At 65.5% G+C, this 17,843-nt stretch carries 14 protein-coding genes, 2 tRNA genes and 1 pseudogene; 2 read left to right on the top strand and 15 right to left on the bottom strand.

Annotated elements, in window-relative coordinates:
• Positions 1-301: 301 nt before the first annotated feature.
• Complete coding sequence (gene rlmB, locus WFQ67_RS16910; RefSeq protein ID WP_111259897.1) at positions 302-1,069, bottom strand: 23S rRNA (guanosine(2251)-2'-O)-methyltransferase RlmB; 768 nt, start codon at positions 1,067-1,069, stop codon at positions 302-304.
• On the bottom strand, positions 1,066-3,864 hold the full coding sequence (gene rnr, locus WFQ67_RS16905) for a ribonuclease R (protein ID WP_337057609.1): 2,799 nt from the start codon (positions 3,862-3,864) through the stop codon (positions 1,066-1,068). Before rnr ends, rlmB begins: the two co-directional genes overlap by 4 nt.
• A 175-nt stretch (positions 3,865-4,039) precedes the next feature.
• Between rnr and WFQ67_RS16900 the strand changes: the two genes are divergently transcribed.
• Positions 4,040-4,126, top strand: a tRNA-Leu gene (locus tag WFQ67_RS16900).
• 114 nt (positions 4,127-4,240) lie between these two features.
• Positions 4,241-4,327, top strand: a tRNA-Leu gene (locus tag WFQ67_RS16895).
• A gap of 55 nt (positions 4,328-4,382) precedes the next feature.
• On the opposite strand, the gene WFQ67_RS30415 is transcribed toward WFQ67_RS16895, so the two are convergent.
• The 13 genes and pseudogenes from WFQ67_RS30415 to tsaE all read right to left on the bottom strand — a co-directional run bounded on the left by WFQ67_RS30415 (position 4,383) and on the right by tsaE (position 17,841).
• Positions 4,383-5,267 carry a methyl-accepting chemotaxis protein gene (locus WFQ67_RS30415; protein WP_442969598.1) on the bottom strand — a complete coding sequence of 295 codons (885 nt, stop codon included), beginning with the start codon at positions 5,265-5,267 and terminating at the stop codon, positions 4,383-4,385.
• Positions 5,241-5,501, bottom strand: a pseudogene (locus WFQ67_RS30410) (HAMP domain-containing protein); the annotation flags it as partial. The pseudogene WFQ67_RS30410 and the gene WFQ67_RS30415, both read right to left, overlap by 27 nt.
• A gap of 956 nt (positions 5,502-6,457) precedes the next feature.
• Positions 6,458-7,753 (bottom strand): adenylosuccinate synthase, encoded by a 1,296-nt coding sequence (locus WFQ67_RS16885; RefSeq protein ID WP_111259894.1) that lies wholly within the window; start codon positions 7,751-7,753, stop codon positions 6,458-6,460.
• Positions 7,754-7,806: 53 nt separating this feature from the next.
• On the bottom strand, positions 7,807-8,994 hold the full coding sequence (locus WFQ67_RS16880) for an ATP phosphoribosyltransferase regulatory subunit (RefSeq protein WP_337057607.1): 1,188 nt from the start codon (positions 8,992-8,994) through the stop codon (positions 7,807-7,809).
• Between the two features lie 34 nt (positions 8,995-9,028).
• Complete coding sequence (locus WFQ67_RS16875) at positions 9,029-9,214, bottom strand: DUF2065 domain-containing protein (RefSeq protein ID WP_111259892.1); 186 nt, start codon at positions 9,212-9,214, stop codon at positions 9,029-9,031.
• A gap of 105 nt (positions 9,215-9,319) precedes the next feature.
• Positions 9,320-10,186 (bottom strand): protease modulator HflC, encoded by an 867-nt coding sequence (hflC, locus tag WFQ67_RS16870; RefSeq protein ID WP_213626565.1) that lies wholly within the window; start codon positions 10,184-10,186, stop codon positions 9,320-9,322.
• Entirely contained in the window at positions 10,186-11,343 is a 1,158-nt protein-coding gene (gene hflK, locus WFQ67_RS16865; protein WP_173171387.1) for an FtsH protease activity modulator HflK, read from the bottom strand. Before hflK ends, hflC begins: the two co-directional genes overlap by 1 nt.
• Positions 11,344-11,441: 98 nt before the next feature.
• Positions 11,442-12,743 (bottom strand): ribosome rescue GTPase HflX, encoded by a 1,302-nt coding sequence (gene hflX / locus WFQ67_RS16860; RefSeq protein ID WP_337057606.1) that lies wholly within the window; start codon positions 12,741-12,743, stop codon positions 11,442-11,444.
• A 12-nt stretch (positions 12,744-12,755) separates the two neighbouring features.
• A complete protein-coding gene (hfq, locus tag WFQ67_RS16855) occupies positions 12,756-13,010 on the bottom strand; it encodes an RNA chaperone Hfq (protein ID WP_111259888.1) in 255 nt (84 codons plus the stop codon).
• Positions 13,011-13,108: 98 nt separating this feature from the next.
• On the bottom strand, positions 13,109-14,083 hold the full coding sequence (miaA, locus tag WFQ67_RS16850) for a tRNA (adenosine(37)-N6)-dimethylallyltransferase MiaA (RefSeq protein ID WP_337057605.1): 975 nt from the start codon (positions 14,081-14,083) through the stop codon (positions 13,109-13,111).
• 1 nt (position 14,084) lies between these two features.
• Positions 14,085-15,971 (bottom strand): DNA mismatch repair endonuclease MutL, encoded by a 1,887-nt coding sequence (gene mutL, locus WFQ67_RS16845; RefSeq protein WP_263151430.1) that lies wholly within the window; start codon positions 15,969-15,971, stop codon positions 14,085-14,087.
• Complete coding sequence (locus WFQ67_RS16840; protein WP_213626575.1) at positions 15,968-17,404, bottom strand: N-acetylmuramoyl-L-alanine amidase; 1,437 nt, start codon at positions 17,402-17,404, stop codon at positions 15,968-15,970. The genes mutL and WFQ67_RS16840 overlap by 4 nt, the downstream gene beginning before the upstream one ends.
• Before the next feature lie 8 nt (positions 17,405-17,412).
• Positions 17,413-17,841: a tRNA (adenosine(37)-N6)-threonylcarbamoyltransferase complex ATPase subunit type 1 TsaE gene (tsaE, locus tag WFQ67_RS16835; RefSeq protein WP_442969597.1), complete on the bottom strand. Its 429-nt coding sequence runs from the start codon at positions 17,839-17,841 to the stop codon at positions 17,413-17,415.
• Positions 17,842-17,843 lie beyond the last annotated feature (2 nt).

Raw genomic sequence — 17,843 nt, 5'->3', positions numbered from 1 at the left:
TGCAAGCTGCAAGCTGCAAGCTGCAAGCTGCAAGCTGCAAGCTGCAAGCTGCAAGCTGCAAGCTGCAAGCTGCAAGCTGCAAGCTGCAAGCTGCAAGCTGCAAGCTGCAAGCTGCAAGAGCCTGGGGGATCGGCGGAGCGCGTCAACCCCTGGGCACGTCTGCTTTAGGGACCGGCATGCCAGATGGACCATGCTTCACCGGCCCACCTCTTCGGAGTCATGCCGAACACCGTTCCGCGTGGGTTTCGCTGCGCTCTACCCACCCTACGTACGGCAGCCCTCCCCGCTTTCCAGGCCGCTCTTACTTGTCGCTTGCGGCTTGGCGCTTGGCGCTGCCCCTCTGACGCACCGCCTCGAACAGGCAGACGCCAGTGGCGACCGAGACGTTGAGGCTGCTGACGCTGCCGGACATCGGCAGCTTCACCAGGTAGTCGCAGTGCTCCCGGGTCAGGCGGCGCATGCCCTTGCCTTCCGCGCCCATGATCAGCACGGTGGGGCCGGTCAGGTCCTGCTGGTAGAGCTCCTGCTCGGCCTCGCCGGCGGTGCCGACGGTCCACAGGCCCTTCTTCTGCAGTTTCTCCAGGGTGCGCGCGAGGTTGGTCACGGCGACCAGGGGGATCACTTCAGCGGCGCCGCAGGCCACCTTGCGCACGGTGGCGTTGAGGGTGGCGGACTTGTCCTTGGGCACGATCACCGCCAGGGCACCGGCGGCATCGGCGGTACGCAGGCAGGCACCGAGGTTGTGCGGGTCGGTCACGCCGTCGAGCACCAGCAGCAGCGGAGGCCCTTCGGCGCGCTCGAGCAGTTCGTCGAGCATGTTCTCACCCCAGACCTGGCTGGGACTGACCTCGGCGACCACGCCCTGATGGACGCCTTCGGCCCACTCATCCAGCTCGCGCCGATCCTTCTGGCCGACGGGCACGCGGAACTGCCCGGCCAGGTCGAGCAGCGCCTGGACGCGCGGGTCATGCCGGCTTTCCGCCAGCCATAACTGCTTGACCCGCTTGGGATGGTGACGCAACAGCGCTTCCACGGCATGCACGCCGTAGACCTTTTCCAACTCACTCATGGCTTGACCTTGGTTTTACTGCCGCCGGCGGCCTTCGGCTTGGGCGGTCCCTTGCGGTGTTTGCTCGGCTTGCCGGGCTTGCTCGCCGGCTTGGCCTTCTTCGGTTTCCCGCTGCCCGGCTTGCCGTCGCGATCCTTGGGGGCGGGGTCCTGGCCACCGGCACCGAAGGGCGCGCCCTTGGCCGGGCGGGACTGGCCCTTGCCAGCGGACGCCTTGCCACCACGCGGCTTCTCGCCGCCCTGGCGGGCTTCGCTGAGCAGCGCCTGCTTCAGCGCGCGGCTGCGACTGACATCGGTATTGCCGAGCATCTCCTCGGCCTGAGCGAGGATCTCCGGCGATACCGGGGGCAGCGCCTGGACCTTCCCGGCCTTGCTGCGGCGCGGCGCCACGGCGACGCCCGGGGCCACCTGCTCGGGCTCGGGGTTGCGCGCGGCCTTCTTCGCCAGCGCAGCAGGCTTGCTGCCCCGGCTGCGGGTCTTCGGCCCCTTGGCGGGCTTGACCTCCGGCGCGGGTGCCGATTTCTCGGCGCCCCGCTTCTTGCGGCCGACCGGCGCGCTGAGCGCATTCTCGGCCAGCTCGAAGTCGATCTTGCGCTCGTCAAGGTCGACGCGGGCGATCAGCACTTCGATCGGGTCACCGAGACGGAAGCTGCGGCCAGTGCGCTCACCGGACAGGCGATGGTGGATCGGGTCGAAATGGTAGTAGTCGCCCGGCAGCGCGGTGACGTGCACCAGGCCTTCCACATAGATGTCGGTCAGCTCGACGAACAGGCCGAAACCAGTCACCGCGGAGATCACCCCGGGGAAGGTCTCGCCCACGCGCTCGCGCATGTACTCGCACTTCAGCCAGTTGGTGACGTCGCGGGTGGCTTCGTCGGCGCGGCGCTCGGTCATCGAGCACTGCTCGCCCAGCTTCTCCAGGGCGGCCTCGTCATACGGATAGATGCGCGCCTTGGCCATGGCTGCAGCGCCGGCCCGCTTGACGTGCACGGTCTCGCGCTTGGAGCGGATCACGCTGCGGATGGCACGGTGCACCAGCAGGTCCGGATAGCGACGGATGGGCGATGTGAAGTGGGTGTAGGCGTCGTAGTTGAGGCCGAAGTGCCCCTGGTTGTCGGCGCTGTAAACCGCCTGGCTCAGGGAGCGCAGCATCACGGTCTGGATCAGGTGGTAGTCCGGGCGCCCACGGATGGTTTCCAGCAGGGCCTGGTAGTCGCTGGGGGTCGGTTCGCCCTTGCCGCGATTGAGGGTCAGGCCCAGCTCGCCGAGGAACAGGCGCAGCTTGTCCAGGCGCTCGGCCGGCGGGCCGTCGTGCACACGGTAGAGCGAGGGGATGTCGTGGTCCTGCATGAAGCGGGCGGTGGCCACGTTCGCGCAGAGCATGCACTCCTCGATCAGCTTGTGGGCGTCGTTGCGCTGGGTCGGACGGATCTCGGAGATCTTGCGGTCGGCACCGAAGACGATGCGCGTTTCCTGGGTCTCGAAATCGATGGCGCCGCGCACCTGGCGCGCCGCCAGCAGCACCTTGTAGAGCTTGTAGAGCTGCTGCAGGTGTGGAACCAGTTGTGGAAGCTGCTGGGCGAGCTGTTTGCCTTCGACCGAGTCGGGTGTCTCCAGCAGCTGGCTGACCTTGTTGTAGGTCAGGCGCGCATGGGAGTGGATGACCGCTTCGTAGAACTCGTAGCCGGTCATCTTGCCCGCGCGGGAGAGGGTCATCTCGCAGACCATGGCGAGGCGATCGACCAGCGGGTTCAGCGAGCAGAGGCCGTTGGACAGCACCTCCGGCAGCATCGGGATGACTTTCTCGGGGAAGTACACCGAGTTGCCGCGATTGGCCGCCTCCTCATCCAGCGCCGAGCCCACCTTTACATAGTGGGAGACGTCGGCGATGGCGACGAACAGGCGCCAGCCGCCACCCTTGCGGGCCTCGGCATAGACGGCATCGTCGAAGTCGCGGGCATCTTCGCCGTCGATGGTGACGAGGGGCAGGTGGCGCAGGTCGATGCGCTTCTCCTTGTCCTTCTCGGCCACTTCCGGCTTGAGCTTGGCGGCCTCCTTGATCACGCCCTCGGGCCACTCATGGGGGATGTCGTAGCTGCGCAGGGCGACTTCGATCTCCATGCCGGGCGCCATGTAGTCGCCCAGCACCTCGACCACCTCGCCTTGGGCGACGCGGAAATTGCTCGGCCACTGCTCGATCTTCACCTGCACGAACTGCCCGTGCTTGGCGGCGCCCTGCTTGCCCTGGGGCACCAGGACTTCCTGCTGGATCTTCGGGTTGTCGGCGACCACGCGGGCGATGCCGCTCTCTTCGAAGAAGCGGCCGACCAGTGTCTCGTGGGCGCGCTCGATCACCTCGACCAGGGCGCCTTCGCGGCGGCCACGACGATCGAGGCCGGAGACACGCGCCAGGGCGCGGTCGCCGTCGAACACCAGGCGCATCTGCGCAGGGCTGAGGAACAGGTCGTCGCTGCCGTCATCGGGGATGAGGAAGCCGAAGCCATCGCGATGACCGCTGATGCGGCCACGGATCAGGTCGAGCTTGTCGACCGGTGCATAGGTACCACGACGGGTGTAGATAAGCTGGCCATCGCGTTCCATGGCGCGCAGGCGCCGACGCAACGCCTCCAGCTGATCCTCGGTGGTCAGACCGAACTCTTCGACCAGTTGCTCGCGGCTGGCCGGGGCGCCGCGCTCATCGAGTCGCTGCAGGATGAGTTCACGGCTGGGGATGGGGTTCTCGTACTTTTCCGCCTCGCGGGCGGCCTCGGGATCGAGGTTTTGCCAATCGGCCATCAGAGGGGATTCACCTTTTCATTCATAGTTATGTTTGCCATCTGTCTATTGAAGCGCGAAATCCGTTCAGCGGTCAGCTTTCATCCAAGAATAATTTTTTTCACTGTCAGGGGTTTACAAGCAAAAAGTCGAACCGTATAGTTCGCGCCCACAGCGTTGCTGAGACGTTGTGAGTGCCCAGGTGGCGGAATTGGTAGACGCACTAGGTTCAGGTCCTAGCGGTGGCAACACCGTGGAAGTTCGAGTCTTCTCCTGGGCACCATTATTCAAGAAACCGAGTTCTTGGCTCGTTTTCTCGCTTAGAGGGTAGCAGTACACCCTGTCGACACAGTCGATCAAGTGCAGCAAAGAAGTCGATGAGTAATCATCGCAATGTGCCCAGGTGGCGGAATTGGTAGACGCACTAGGTTCAGGTCCTAGCGGTGGCAACACCGTGGAAGTTCGAGTCTTCTCCTGGGCACCACTCTTCAACACAAAGCCGAGCTCTGCTCGGCTTTGTGCTTTCTGGCATCCAGGCATCAGGCCTTGAACTGACCGAGGCTGGACTTCAGCTGCGCAGCCAGGCCATCGAGCACGCGCCCGCTGCTGGCGGTGGCCGCCACGGCCTCCGCAGCCAATCGCGCTTCGGCATGGATCACATCGACCCGCCCACGCACGGCATGCGCCCCTTCGGCCTGGTGCTCGGCTGCACGCGCGGCTGCACGAACCGCTTCGTGAACCCCTTCCACCGCCTGCTGCACGCTCTGCTGCAGGCGCTCGCTGTCACGCAGAGCTTCGATGCCTTCGGAGGCACGAGCGCGCGCCTGGGAGATCGCCGCGACCGCCTCCTTCGCCCCCTTCTGCAACGCGCCGATATGCGCCTGGATATCGCCGGTGGACTGCTGGGTCTTGCTGGCCAGTGCACGCACCTCATCCGCCACCACCGCGAAACCGCGACCACTCTCTCCCGCACGCGCCGCCTCGATCGCAGCATTGAGGGCCAGCAGGTTGGTCTGCTCGGCGATGCCATGAATGACCGACAGCACCACCTCGATCTGCTCGCTCTGCCGCGCCAGGCGCTCGATCACCTCGGCACCGTTCTGCACGCGCTCCTCCAGGGTCTCGATCAGGCCACCGACCTTGCGGGCGATGGCGGCGTTGTCCTGGGTCGCCTGGCGAATCTCGCCGACCTGCTGCAGCGCTGTCTGCATGGCCTGGCTCTCGGCCTGGGCCTCGGCGGTCATCTGCGCCAGGGCATCGAGACTGCCGGCCACCTCGTTGCGCTGGCGATCGGCCGCCGCCTCGGCAGCCAGGCTGCGCTCGGACAGCGAGCGGATCTCGCTGCCGGTGCGCACCGCCACATCACCCGCCTCGCGCACGATGGGCTGCAGCTTGTCGATGAAGCGGTTCACCGCCGTGGCCATCTCGCCCAGCTCATCGGTGCTGTCCAGGCGCACGCGCCGGGTGAGATCCCCCTCGCCTGCCGCCAGGTCGTTCAGGGCCGCGATCAGCAGGCGCAGGCGGTTGACCACGCGATGGCCGAGCACCACGGCGAGCACCAGCAGCACGCCGAGCCCGACCAGCACCAGGGCCAGACCGATGCGCCAGCGCAGCTCGTGTGCAGCGTCTTCGACGGTCTTCTGGGTGCCGGTGCTCATGCCATTGGCCGCCTCCTGGGCAGACTTAAGGCGCGCGGTCAGCACCGCGGTGCTGTCGGTCGCTGCGCCGGACAGGCTCTGCCCCACCAGCTCGCCTCCGCTGGCGATCAGCGCACTGAAGCGGGAATCCAAGGCTTTGAGCTGTTCCTCGATGGTGGAAGTGGAAACCCCCAGGCGCACCTTGCCGATCTCCACACCGTTGGGGCTGATCGAGGCTTCGACCATGTACACGGACGGGTCACTGGCGGCGGCGTTGAGCACCTTGTCCAGTGCGCGCTCGCCCTGCCCCTTGGCCAGCAGCCCTTTGATCGCGGCATTCTCCCGATTGAGATAGCGCGTGAGGTGCTGGCCCTGGGCATCGTCGTAGATCACGAACAGCACGTTGGGATTGCGCTGGGCCCGGCGGGCGAATTCGGAAAGCGTGGGAATGTCGTTATCCCACATGGCGCGCGGCGCGACGGCGGCGAGCAACTGGGCGAGATCGGTGGCGGAGGCCTTGAGGTTCTCCTCCAGGGTGGAGCGCAGCTGCCCCTGCTCGGCCTTGAGGCGCTCGGAGAGGGACGCACTCAGGCGCTCGCGGGTCTTGCTGGAGAGGCTGGCCAGGCTGCCGGAGACTTCCCGCCCCGCCTGCTCCAGTTCGCCCGACAGGCGGCGGGTGTCATCACCCAGGCGCCGGCCAAGGTCCTCGACCAGCGAGTCGACCGTGCCCCGAGTCAGGGCAACGGCTACCACTACCTGCACCAGCAGGGAGATACCGAGAGCAAGGAAGACGGGCCGCAGCAGGCGGCTTCTGAGCAGGGAAAGAATGGCGGACACGACGATGCTCCTCTACGACCGTTCTTCTTTAACGGCGACTTCAGGGATTTATAGAGCTCCAGCAAGGGCCGTGCCGCAATATTTTCTTGCGCCCATGAAAAAGGGCCGCACGAGGCGGCCCTTTTTTAGAGTCAGACGACTCAGGCGTACGGGTGACGCAGGACGATGGTTTCGTTGCGATCCGGCCCGGTGGAGATGATGTCGATGGGCGCACCGACCAGCTCCTCGATGCGCTTGATGTAGGCACGGGCGGCCGCCGGCAGCTCTTCGAGCGACTTCACGCCAACGGTGGACTCGCTCCAGCCCGGCATGTCTTCGTAGACCGGCTGCAGGCCGATGTAGCTGTCGGCGTCGGTCGGCGCATCGACCATCACGTCACCGTTCTGGTCCTTGTAGCCAACGCAGATGCGGATGGTCTCGAGACCGTCGAGCACGTCCAGCTTGGTCAGGCACAGGCCGGAGATGCTGTTGATCTCGATGGCACGACGCAGGATGACGGCATCGAACCAACCGCAACGACGGGCGCGACCGGTGGTGGAGCCGAACTCGTGGCCGCGCTTGGCCAGGAAGGCACCGGTCTCATCGAACAGCTCGGTGGGGAACGGGCCCGAACCCACGCGGGTGGTGTAGGCCTTGGTGATACCCAGGATGTAGTCCAGGTACAGCGGACCGAAGCCGGAACCGGTGGCGGTGCCGCCCGCAGTGGTGCTGGAGCTGGTCACATAGGGATAGGTGCCGTGGTCGATGTCCAGCAGCGAGCCCTGGGCACCTTCGAACATGATGTAGGCGCCCTGCTTGCGCAGCTCGTGGAGTCGGGCGGCGACGTCGGTGATCATCGGCTCCAGCAGGTCGGCGTAGCCCAGGGCCTCGTCGAGGGTCTTCTGGAAATCGACGGCCGGCTCCTTGTAATAGTTCTGCAGGACGAAGTTGTGGTAGTCCAGCAGCTCGCCGAGCTTAGCGGCGAAGCGCTCGCGGTGGAACAGGTCGCCGATACGCAGGCCGCGACGGGCCACCTTGTCCTCATAGGCCGGGCCGATACCGCGGCCGGTGGTGCCGATCTTGGCATCGCCACGGGCCTTCTCGCGCGCCTGGTCGAGGGCGACGTGGTACGGCAGGATCAGGGTGCAGGAGGGGCTGATGCGCAGGCGCTCGCGCACCGGTACGCCCTTTTCCTCGAGCTTGGTGATCTCGCGCATCAGCGCATCCGGCGCGACGACCACGCCGTTGCCGATCATGCACTGCACGTTCTCGCGCAGGATGCCGGACGGGATCAGGTGGAGCACGGTCTTCTCGCCGTCGATCACCAGGGTGTGACCGGCATTGTGGCCGCCCTGGTAGCGCACGACAGCGGCTGCCTGATCGGTCAACAGGTCGACGATCTTGCCTTTGCCCTCATCACCCCACTGGGTGCCCAGGACCACGACATTCTTACCCATAACACTTGTCCTCTTCGGAAGCTCGATGCCGGCAACGGCCGGCGGGAAAACCTTTAGGAAACCAGGGGCGCAACCTGCCAGCGCCCGTCACGCAGGCACAGCTGGCGGTCACAACCCACCTCCTGCGCACTGCCCACATCCTGACCCGGCAATGCCTGGACCACGCGCTGACCTTCGCTGCGCAGACGCTTCACGGCCTGCCAAAGGTAGACGTCATGGACGTCGGGCGCCCAGATTCCGGTCGGGACCTCATCCAGCTCCATCCGCCCCAGGGTGACCAGGGTCTTCAGGTCGGTGGAGAACCCGGTCGCCGGACGGGCGCGACCGAAATCGGCGCCGATGTCGTCATAGCGACCACCCTGGGCGATGGACTGGCCCTCGCCCGGCACGAAGGCGGCGAAGACCACGCCCGTGTGGTAGTGGTAGCCGCGCAGCTCCCCCAGGTCGAAATACAGGGGCAGCTCGGGGTAGCGGAGTTCCAGTTCGTCGGCGATGGCGATCAGCTCATCGAGGGCGACGTGCACCTCGTCCGGCGCATCCATCAGCACGCCCTGGGCAAGTTCCAGAACCTGGCGGTCGCCGCAGAGCTCGGCGAGCGCACGGAGCATGGAAGCCAGCTCACCGGGAAGGGACTCGGTCAGCTCGGCCACCTCGTCGACAGCCTTGCGCTGCAGGGCGTCGAACAACTGCTGCTCCACTTCGCCGGACAACTCAGCGGCGCGGGCGAGGCCGCGGTAGATACCGACATGGCCGAGGTCCATGTGCACGTCAGGCACGTCAGCAAGCTCAAGCATCTCCAGCATCAGGCTGATGACTTCCACGTCGCTGGCCGGGCTGGCGTCGCCATAGAGCTCCGCACCCAACTGGATCGGACTGCGCGAGGTGGAAAGCGCACGCGGCTTGGCGTGCAGGACGCTGCCGGCGTAGCACAGGCGATTCGGCCCTTCGCGGCGCAGGGTGTGGGCGTCGATGCGCGCCACCTGCGGCGTGATGTCGGCACGGAAGCCCATCAGACGGCCGGATTGCGGGTCGGTCACCTTGAAGGTGCGCAGGTCGAGGTCCTGGCCGGCACCGGTCAGCAGGGACTCGAGGTATTCGATGTGCGGGGTGACCACGAAGTCGTAGCCCCAGCGCTGGAACAGGTCCAGTACCTGGCGGCGGGCTGCTTCGATGCGCGCCGCTTCGGGCGGCAGTACTTCTTCGATTCCATCTGGCAGCAGCCAGCGATCTACCGTTGCCATTACGCCATTCCCCTCTCAGCCGGGCGGCAAGCCTTCAGTGAAGCAGATACAGGAGGCCGGTCCCCAGCAACATGCTGGCGAGGCCCATGAGGCGGAGCTGACGGTCCTTCAACCCTGCCAGCCCGTGCACCGCGGCGCGCCAACGGCGCGGATAGAGGAAGGGCAGGATGCCTTCCAGCACCAGCACGAAACAAAACGCTATGCCGATTTCCTGCCACATGATTCTCGCGGACGCAAAAAAGCCGGGATTTCCCGGCTGACGCATGATACCACGTTTTCCCGGTGGGTCACCCCGACGGACAGGACCGTCCGCCGGGGAAAACCATCACTTGGCCTTGTTGATGAACTGGAAGAACTCACTGTTCGGGTCCAGAACCATCACGTCGCTTTTGCTCGAGAAGCTCTCGCGGTAGGCCTTGAGGCTGCGGTAGAACGCATAGAACTCCTGGTCCTGGCCGTAAGCCTTGGAGTAGATGGCAGCCGCCTGGGCATCGCCATCACCACGGGCCTCCTCTGCCTCGCGATAGGCTTCGGCCAGCAACACGCGGCGCTGGCGATCGGCGTCGGCACGAATGCCTTCAGCCAGTTCGCTACCCTTGGCGCGATGCTCTCGGGCCTCGCGCTCGCGCTCGGTGCTCATGCGTTCGAACACGCTGCGGTTTACTTCCTTGGGCAGGTCGATGGCCTTGACGCGGACGTCCAGGACCTCGATACCCAGCTCCTTGCTGGCCATGGTGTTCAGCGAGCGGGTGATATCGGCCATGAGACCGTCACGCTCACCGGATACCACTTCATGCAGGGTGCGCTTGCCGAACTGGTCACGCAGGCCCGCTTCCAGGCGACGGGACAGGCGCTCGTCGGCGATCTGCTTGAGGCCGGAAGTCGCGGTGTAGAAGCGCTCGGCATCAGCCACACGCCATTTGGCGTACGCGTCCACCATCACCGCTTTCTTCTCCTGGGTGAGGAAGCGCTGGGTCGGCGAATCCAGGGTCAGCAGGCGGGCGTCGAACTTGCGCACCTGGTTGACGTACGGAATCTTCACGTGGAGGCCCGGCTTGACGTCGGCCTCGACGATGCGGCCGAACTGCAGCAGCACCGCGCGCTCGGTCTGCGCCACTATGTAGAAGCTGCTCCAGGCCACCAGGGCGAGGACGACGGCTCCGATCAGGGCGATCAGTGATTTGTTACCCATCAGCGACTCTCCCTAGAACGCAGATCGCGCTGCTGCAGATCGGTGGTGACACGCGAACCGAGATCGGCCGCACCGCTCGCGGCGGCGCCAGGCACGGCACCACTGCTACCGCCACGGTTGTCGATCATCTTGTCCAGCGGCAGGTAGAGCAGGTTGTTCTGCCCCTTGTCGCCGGTCAGCAGCACCTTGCTGGTGTTGCTGAAGACTTCCTGCATGGTGTCCAGGTACAGGCGCTGGCGAGTGACCTCGGGGGCCTTGCGATACTCGGCGACCAGCTTGGTGAAGCGATCCGCCTCACCCTTGGCGCGGGAGATCACTTCGTCGCGATAACCGTTGGCGTCCTCGATGATGCGCTGCGCCTGGCCACGTGCCTCGGGAATCACGCCGTTGGCGTAGGCCTCGGCCTGGTTCTTGGCACGCTGCTCGTCCTCGCGGGCGCGGATCACGTCGTCGAACGCCTCCTGCACTTCACGCGGCGCGGCGGCGCTCTGTACGTTCACCTGGGTCACGGTGATGCCGGTGCCGTAGGTATCGAGGAAACGCTGCAGGCGCTCCTTGATCTCGCTGGCCATGAGCTCACGGCCCTCGGTCAGGACCTGGTCCATCTCGGTGGAGCCGACCACGTGGCGCAGGGCGCTTTCAGTGGCGTGCTGCAGGCTCACCTCGGGCTGGTCGACCTTGAGCACGAAGTCCTGCAGGTTGGTGATCTTGTACTGGACGGTGAGCGGCACCTCGACGATGTTCTCGTCCTCGGTGAGCATCTGGCCCTGCTTGCTGTATGCACGCTCGCGGGTGACGTTTTCCTGGTACTTGCGATCGATGGGCGGGAAATAGATGTTCAGGCCCGGGCCGACGGTTTCGTAGTACTTGCCGAAGCGCAGCACCACGGCCTGCTCCTGCTCATCGACCACGTAGACGGCGCTGTAGAGCCAGACCATGGCGAGCAGGAAGAGAGCAATGCCGATCAGGCCGAAGCCGCCGCCTTTGCCACCACCATCGCCACCACCACGTTTCTTGCCGCCGAACAGCCCATTGAGACTGTCCTGCAGTTTGCGGAAGGCTTCGTCGAGATCCGGCGGTCCCTTGCGATCGCCACCACGGCGTCCACCCCAGGGGTCCTGATTGTTCGAGTTGCCACCCGGCTCATTCCAAGCCATAGCGCTCTCCATACTGATAAAGCAAAGACGCACCCACGGCACGCCCGCCAATGCTACCGAAAGCCCGCCACCCGCGGCAAAAAGCGCACCTGCGGGCTTTATTGCAAAGTGTGTTGCTCCAGGAACTCCTGCGGCTTCCAGCCTTCACGGCTGACCAGACGGTTGAGCTCCACACGCGGCAATCTGACGGCAAGGAGGAACTCCCCGGCCTCGTCATGCTTCTCGCTCTGCACGGCACCGAGGGCGAAGAACTGCGCTCTCAGCCTGCCAAGTTTCTGCGGCAACTTCAGGGTTCCCACGAAGAGATCATCCCCCAACAGCTCGGCGATCGCCTGCTTGAGCAGGTCGAGTCCGAGGCCGTCGCGGGCGGAAAGCCATACCCGCTCAGGCTTGCCCTGCTCGTTGCGCTGGATCTGTGGCTCCATGCCCTCGAGCAGGTCGATCTTGTTGTACACCTCGAGCATCGGCAAGCCATCTGCGCCGATTTCGTTCAGCACCGCCATGACCTGCTCCATCTGCGCCATGCGCTCAGGCTCATGGGCGTCGATCACATGCAGCAGCAGGTCGGAGTTGCTGGACTCCTCAAGGGTAGCCCGGAAGGCCTCGACAAGCTTGTGCGGCAGGTGCCGGATGAAGCCCACGGTATCGGCCAGGACGATAGGCCCGAGATCGTTGAGTTCGAGACGGCGCAAGGTCGGGTCCAGCGTGGCGAACAACTGGTCCGCAGCATAGACCTCGGACGAAGTCACGGCATTGAACAGCGTGGACTTGCCGGCGTTGGTGTAGCCGACCAGCGAAACGGAGGGAATATCGGCGCGCTTGCGGCCACGTCGAGCCTGCTCGCGCTGGCTACGCACCTTCTCGAGGCGCTGCTTGATCTGTCGGATGCGCACGCGCAGCAGGCGACGGTCTGTCTCGAGCTGGGTTTCACCCGGCCCACGCAAGCCGATACCACCCTTCTGCCGCTCGAGGTGAGTCCAGCCACGAACCAGCCGGGTGCTCATGTGTTCGAGCTGGGCGAGCTCCACCTGCAACTTGCCCTCATGGGTGCGGGCGCGCTGGGCGAAGATGTCGAGAATCAGCCCGGTGCGATCGAGAACACGGCATTCGAGCGCTCGCTCGAGGTTGCGTTCCTGACTGGGCGTGAGGGTGTGATTGAAGATGACCAACTCGGCCTGTTCAGCCTTGACGAGGTCGTGAAGCTCTTCGACCTTGCCGCTACCGATCAGATATCTCGCTGTTGGCTGGTGGCGCGACACGGAGATGAAAGCTGCCGTGTCGGCGCCAGCCGACCGAGCCAGTTCCTGGAATTCCTGCGGGTCTTCTCGCGCCTCGGGATCGTGGCCGTCCAGATGAACCAGGATGGCCCGTTCACCACCACCAGGGCGTTCGAAAAACAATGCAGACTCCTATCAGGCGTTACCAGGCTCGGGGGTTTCTTGCTCGGTGGCACTCGGCAGACGCACGGGGCGGCTCGGTACCACGGTGGAGATTGCGTGCTTGTAGACCATCTGGCTGACAGTGTTCTTCAGCAAAATCACGAACTGGTCGAAGGACTCGATCTGGCCCTGCAGCTTGATGCCGTTGACCAGATAGATGGAAACCGGTACGCGTTCCTTACGCAAGGTATTCAGGTAAGGGTCTTGTAGCGAATGCCCTTTTGACATATGCCGCACTCCTGTAGGGATATAAATCGTTTTAGTTGTCAAATGACGAGAAAGTTAGGCCGCCCTACCCCCAAGGATAGACGGTAACTGGTGAGGTCTCAGCCCAATATGGAGACCGACTCCAGGTATTTCAAGGTACGCGGCAGATTGTCGCAAGCCAGGCTGTCCAGCCAGTGTAAATCAGCCCAACCCCGTAACCAGGTGAATTGCCGCTTGGCCAATTGGCGCGTGGCGATGATGCCCCGCTCTTCCATTTCGACCCGCGTCAGGTCGCCGTCCAGGTATTCCCATACCTGGCGATAACCGACAGCTCTTATAGACGGCAGTCCGGCGTGCAAGTCACGTCTTTCGCGCAGAGCTTCGACCTCTTCGACAAAGCCCTGTTCCAGCATCAGATGAAATCGTTGCGCGATACGCGCGTGCAAAACCTGGCGTTGCGCCGGAGCGATCGCCAAGTGGGCGACAGTATAAGGCAAATGTCCCCGGCCAGAGGGCCCCGAGTCGGGATTTTGCAACGCCTGTCGCTGACGATGTGCAGTCATCGTCAAACCGCTCACGCGGTACACCTCGAGGGCGCGGGTGAGCCGCTGGGGGTCGTTGGGATGGATGCGCGCGGCCGACTCGGGGTCCACCTCCGCCAGCTCGCGATGCAGGACATCCCAGCCCTCGCGCTGCGCCCGCGCTTCCAGTTCCGCACGTACGGCCGGGTCGGCGCTGGGCATGTCCGCCAGGCCCTCCAGCAGCGCCTTGTAGTAGAGCATGGTGCCCCCGACCAGCAGCGGGATGCGGCCCCTGGCGGTGATCTCGGCCATGGCCTCCAGGGCGTCGGCGCGAAATTCAGCGGCGGAATAGCTCTGGGCCGGATCGCGGATGTCGATCAACCGATGCGGGAAGGCCTCGAGCACGGACTTGTCAGGCTTGGCGGTGCCGATGTCCATGCCGCGATAGACCAACGCCGAGTCGACGCTGATCAGATCGCAGGGCAGGTGGCGCGCCAGGTCCAGGGCGAGGTCGGTCTTGCCGGCAGCGGTGGGGCCCATCAGGAAGATGGCCGGTGGCAGGCGCTCGCCCATGTCAGCGGCCACGCAGGAACAGCTTGTCCAGGTCGTCCATGCCCAGTTGCGTCCAGGTCGGACGGCCATGGTTGCACTGGCCGCTGCGCTCGGTGTGCTCCATATCGCGCAGCAAGCCGTTCATTTCGGGCTGGGTGAGGCGGCGATTGGCCCGCACCGCACCGTGGCAGGCCATGGTGCCGAGCAGCTCGTTCAGATGGGCCTGGATGCGGTCGCTGGTGCCGTACTCCAGCAGGTCGGCCAGGACGTCACGCACCAGCTGGGTCGCTTCGGCCTGCTTGAGCAATGCCGGGATCTGGCGGATGGCCAGGGTTTCCGGACCGAGCCGCTGCAGCTCGAAGCCCAGGCGCTGGAACCAGCTCCCATGCTCTTCGGCACAATCGGCCTCGCGCTGGCTGACCGCCACCGACTCGGGCACCAGCAGCGGCTGTCCCTTGAGCCCCTCGCTGGCCATCGCCACCTTCAGGCGCTCGTAGGTGATGCGCTCGTGGGCCGCGTGCATGTCCACCAGCACCAACCCCTGGGCGTTCTCGGCGAGGATGTAGATCCCCTTGAGCTGCGCAAGGGCGTAGCCCAGCGGCGGGATATCCCCCTGGCTGTCCGGCAGCGCCGCCGCAGGCTGATTGGCCATCGGAGCGAAGTATTCGCGGTAGGCGCCCTGGGCCTCGGCGGTGGCGAGCACAGGAGATGGGCGCGGCGCCTGGTAGCCGGCACCGGCGCCGCCATGGGATGGCGTCCAGGCGGGCTGGCTGACGGGCTGCTCCAACACGGTCGCCGCCAGGCTCATTTCGCCCTGGGGCCCGAACTCGCCCGCCTCGATGCCGGTGGCGCGAACCATGCCGCCGACCGCGGCGGGAGCGGCGAGCTGGTCCTCGGGCCGCACCTCGCCAAGAGCGCGGTGCAGGGTGCCATAGAGGAAGTCGTGGACCATGCGGCTTTCGCGGAAGCGCACCTCGTGCTTGGTCGGGTGGACGTTGACGTCCACCACCGCCGGGTCCACTTCCAGGAACAGCACGAAGGTCGGGTGCCGGCCGTTGTAGAGCACGTCGCGGTAGGCCTGGCGCACCGCGTGCACCACCAGCTTGTCGCGCACCATGCGGCCGTTCACATAGAAATACTGCAGGTCTGCCTGGCTGCGGGAGAAGGTCGGCAACCCGACCCAGCCCCACAGGTGCAGGCCGTTGCGCTCCACCTCGATGGGCAGGGCCTGCTCCAGGAAGGCCGGGCCGCAGACGCTGGCCACGCGCCGCGCACGTGATATCTCGTCCTTCGCCTCATGCAGGGCGAAAACCGTCTTGTTGTTGTGGCGCAGGTGGAAGGCGACATCGAAGCGGGCCAGGGCCAGGCGCTTGATCACTTCCTGCAGGTGGTCGAATTCAGTCTTCTCCGCACGCAGGAACTTGCGCCGCGCCGGCGTATTGAAGAACAGGTCGCGGACCTCCACCGAGGTGCCCACGGGGTGGGCGGCGGGCTGCACCCGCGCCTCCATGTCACGCCCCTCGGTCTCGACCTGCCAGGCCTGCTCGGCATCAGGGGTACGCGAGGTCATGGTCAGGCGCGCGACGGAACTGATGGACGCCAGCGCCTCGCCCCGGAAGCCCAGGCTCATCACCCGCTCCAGGTCTTCGAGGTCGCGGATCTTGCTGGTGGCGTGGCGTGCCAGGGCGAGCGGCAGGTCGTCGGCCGGGATGCCGCCGCCGTCGTCACGGACACGCAGCAGCTTGATCCCCCCCTGCTCGACTTCGACGTCGATGCGCCGGGCGCCCGCGTCGAGGCTGTTCTCCAGCAGCTCCTTGATCACCGACGCGGGGCGTTCGACCACCTCGCCAGCGGCAATCTGGTTCGCTAGCCGGGGGCTGAGCAGCTGGATGCGACGCAACTCGGTCATGGCTGGGCTGCCAGGGCGGTCGCCGGGATATCGAGGGTCTGGCCGACCTTGATGTTGTCGTTCTTCAGGCCATTGGCGCTACGCAGAGCGGCCAGGCTGACCTGGTAGCGCTGCGCGATCAGCGCCAGGCTCTCGCCGGAGGTGACCAGATGCTCGCGCGGGCCAGCCGCGATCTTGCCCTGGTCACGCTGCGAGGCGATGTAGGTGCCGGGTGGCGGGTTCTGCTGGAAGAACTGCTTGATGCCGCCCTGGATGGAACGCGCCAGCGCCTGCTGGTGGCTCGCGCTGGCCAGCTTCTGCGACTCGTTGTGGTTGGAGATGAAGCCGGTCTCGACCAGGATCGACGGGATGTCCGGGGACTTCAGCACCATGAAGCCCGCCTGTTCCACGCGGCGCTTGTGCAGCGGCGTGACACGGCTGATGTTGGTCAGCACCTTCTGCCCGACGTTGAGGCTGGAGGACAGCGAAGCGGTCATCGACAAGTCCAGCAGCACACCGGCGAGCATGCGGTCCTTGTCGTCCAGGCTGACGCTGCCGACACCACCGATCAGGTCGGAGCGGTTCTCGTTGTCCGCCAGCCAGCGCGCGGTTTCCGAGGTGGCACCACGGTCCGACAGGGCGAACACCGAGGCGCCGAAGGCGCTGCGGCTGGGCGCGGCGTCCGCATGGATGGAAACGAACAGGTCGGCGCCCTTCTTGCGGGCGATCTCGGTGCGCTTGCGCAGCGGGATGAAGTAGTCGCCAGTGCGCACCAACTCGGCCCGGAACCCCTTCTCCTGGTTGATCTGGCGCTGCAGTTCCTTGGCGATCGCCAGGGTCACGTCCTTCTCATGCTGGCCCTTGGGCCCCAGCGCGCCCGGGTCTTCGCCACCGTGGCCGGCGTCGATGGCAACGATGATGTCGCGATTGCCACCCGGTACCGGCGGCAGCTTGTTGGTGGACGGCTGGGTCGGCGAGACCGGCGGCTGCGGCGAGCTCGGCGCTACCGCCACTTGAGGCGAGGAGGCTTCGTTGGCGGCGGCTTCCTGGTCGAACAGGTCGACCACCAGACGGTTGCCGTACTGCTGGTTGGGCGCCAGGGAGAAACTCTTGGGCACGACAGCAGCGGAAACGTCGATCACCACACGCAGCTCGGTCGGGCTGCGCTGGGCCGATCGCACGCTGGTGATGGGCGTATTGCTGAGCGACAGCTGCTCCAGCTTGGTGGCCAGTTGGGCACCAGTAATATCGATGACGATACGGTTGGGCGCGGCCAGGGTGAACACACTGTGCTGCACGGGGCCGGAGAGGTCGAACACCAGCCGGGTATTGTCGGGGGCGCGCCAAAGCCGAACGCCACGGACCTCCGCAGCGGCCAGGACATCGGCGGCAAACGCCGCAAGCAGAACCCCAATCCCGGCTAACAGCGCGCGCGAGCGCATACCCCACCCCATTCTCTTGTTCATACTCCCGTGGCCAAGGCGGCGCACCAGGACTCGCCGCGCTCGGAATGCGGCGACAGATGCAGCGTACGGCCGCCTGCATGGGGGCTAATGGTAATGTCCATGTCGGCCTTTGGCAAAATGCCGCTGCCCCTTTCCGGCCACTCGATCAGGCACAGGGCGTCGCCCTCGAAATAGTCGCGGATACCCAGGAATTCCAGCTCTTCGGGGTCGGCCAGGCGATAGAGATCGAAGTGGAAAGCACGCAGTTCACCGATCTCGTAGGGCTCGACCAGGGTGAAGGTCGGGCTCTTCACCGCCCCGCCGTGGCCCAGCCCGCGCAGGATCCCGCGCGACAACGTGGTCTTGCCCGCCCCCAGGTCACCGTGCAGGTAGATGACGCCGCGACCACCCGCGGCCTGCGCCAGGCGCGCGCCCAACGCCAGCATGG

The organism is Pseudomonas sp. USHLN015, assembly GCF_037153275.1.
Taxonomy (GTDB): Bacteria; Pseudomonadota; Gammaproteobacteria; order Pseudomonadales; family Pseudomonadaceae; genus Metapseudomonas; species Metapseudomonas tohonis.
This window is presented reverse-complemented; position numbering and strand designations above follow the sequence as displayed.

Excerpts from the sequence above, each read along its gene's own strand:
- WFQ67_RS16840 (WP_213626575.1), bottom strand. The coding sequence starts at position 17,404 with ATGGGGTGGGGTATGCGCTCGCGCGCGCTGTTAGCCGGGATTGGGGTT.
- hflC (WP_213626565.1), bottom strand. The coding sequence starts at position 10,186 with ATGGGTAACAAATCACTGATCGCCCTGATCGGAGCCGTCGTCCTCGCC.
- miaA (WP_337057605.1), bottom strand. The coding sequence starts at position 14,083 with ATGGGCGAGCGCCTGCCACCGGCCATCTTCCTGATGGGCCCCACCGCT.
- tsaE (WP_442969597.1), bottom strand. The coding sequence starts at position 17,841 with ATGCTGGCGTTGGGCGCGCGCCTGGCGCAGGCCGCGGGTGGTCGCGGC.
- WFQ67_RS16875 (WP_111259892.1), bottom strand. The coding sequence starts at position 9,214 with ATGTGGCAGGAAATCGGCATAGCGTTTTGTTTCGTGCTGGTGCTGGAA.
- hflK (WP_173171387.1), bottom strand. The coding sequence starts at position 11,343 with ATGGCTTGGAATGAGCCGGGTGGCAACTCGAACAATCAGGACCCCTGG.
- hfq (WP_111259888.1), bottom strand. The coding sequence starts at position 13,010 with ATGTCAAAAGGGCATTCGCTACAAGACCCTTACCTGAATACCTTGCGT.
- rlmB (WP_111259897.1), bottom strand. The coding sequence starts at position 1,069 with ATGAGTGAGTTGGAAAAGGTCTACGGCGTGCATGCCGTGGAAGCGCTG.
- WFQ67_RS16885 (WP_111259894.1), bottom strand. The coding sequence starts at position 7,753 with ATGGGTAAGAATGTCGTGGTCCTGGGCACCCAGTGGGGTGATGAGGGC.
- rnr (WP_337057609.1), bottom strand. The coding sequence starts at position 3,864 with ATGGCCGATTGGCAAAACCTCGATCCCGAGGCCGCCCGCGAGGCGGAA.
- WFQ67_RS30415 (WP_442969598.1), bottom strand. The coding sequence starts at position 5,267 with ATGGCCACGGCGGTGAACCGCTTCATCGACAAGCTGCAGCCCATCGTG.
- mutL (WP_263151430.1), bottom strand. The coding sequence starts at position 15,971 with ATGACCGAGTTGCGTCGCATCCAGCTGCTCAGCCCCCGGCTAGCGAAC.
- WFQ67_RS16880 (WP_337057607.1), bottom strand. The coding sequence starts at position 8,994 with ATGGCAACGGTAGATCGCTGGCTGCTGCCAGATGGAATCGAAGAAGTA.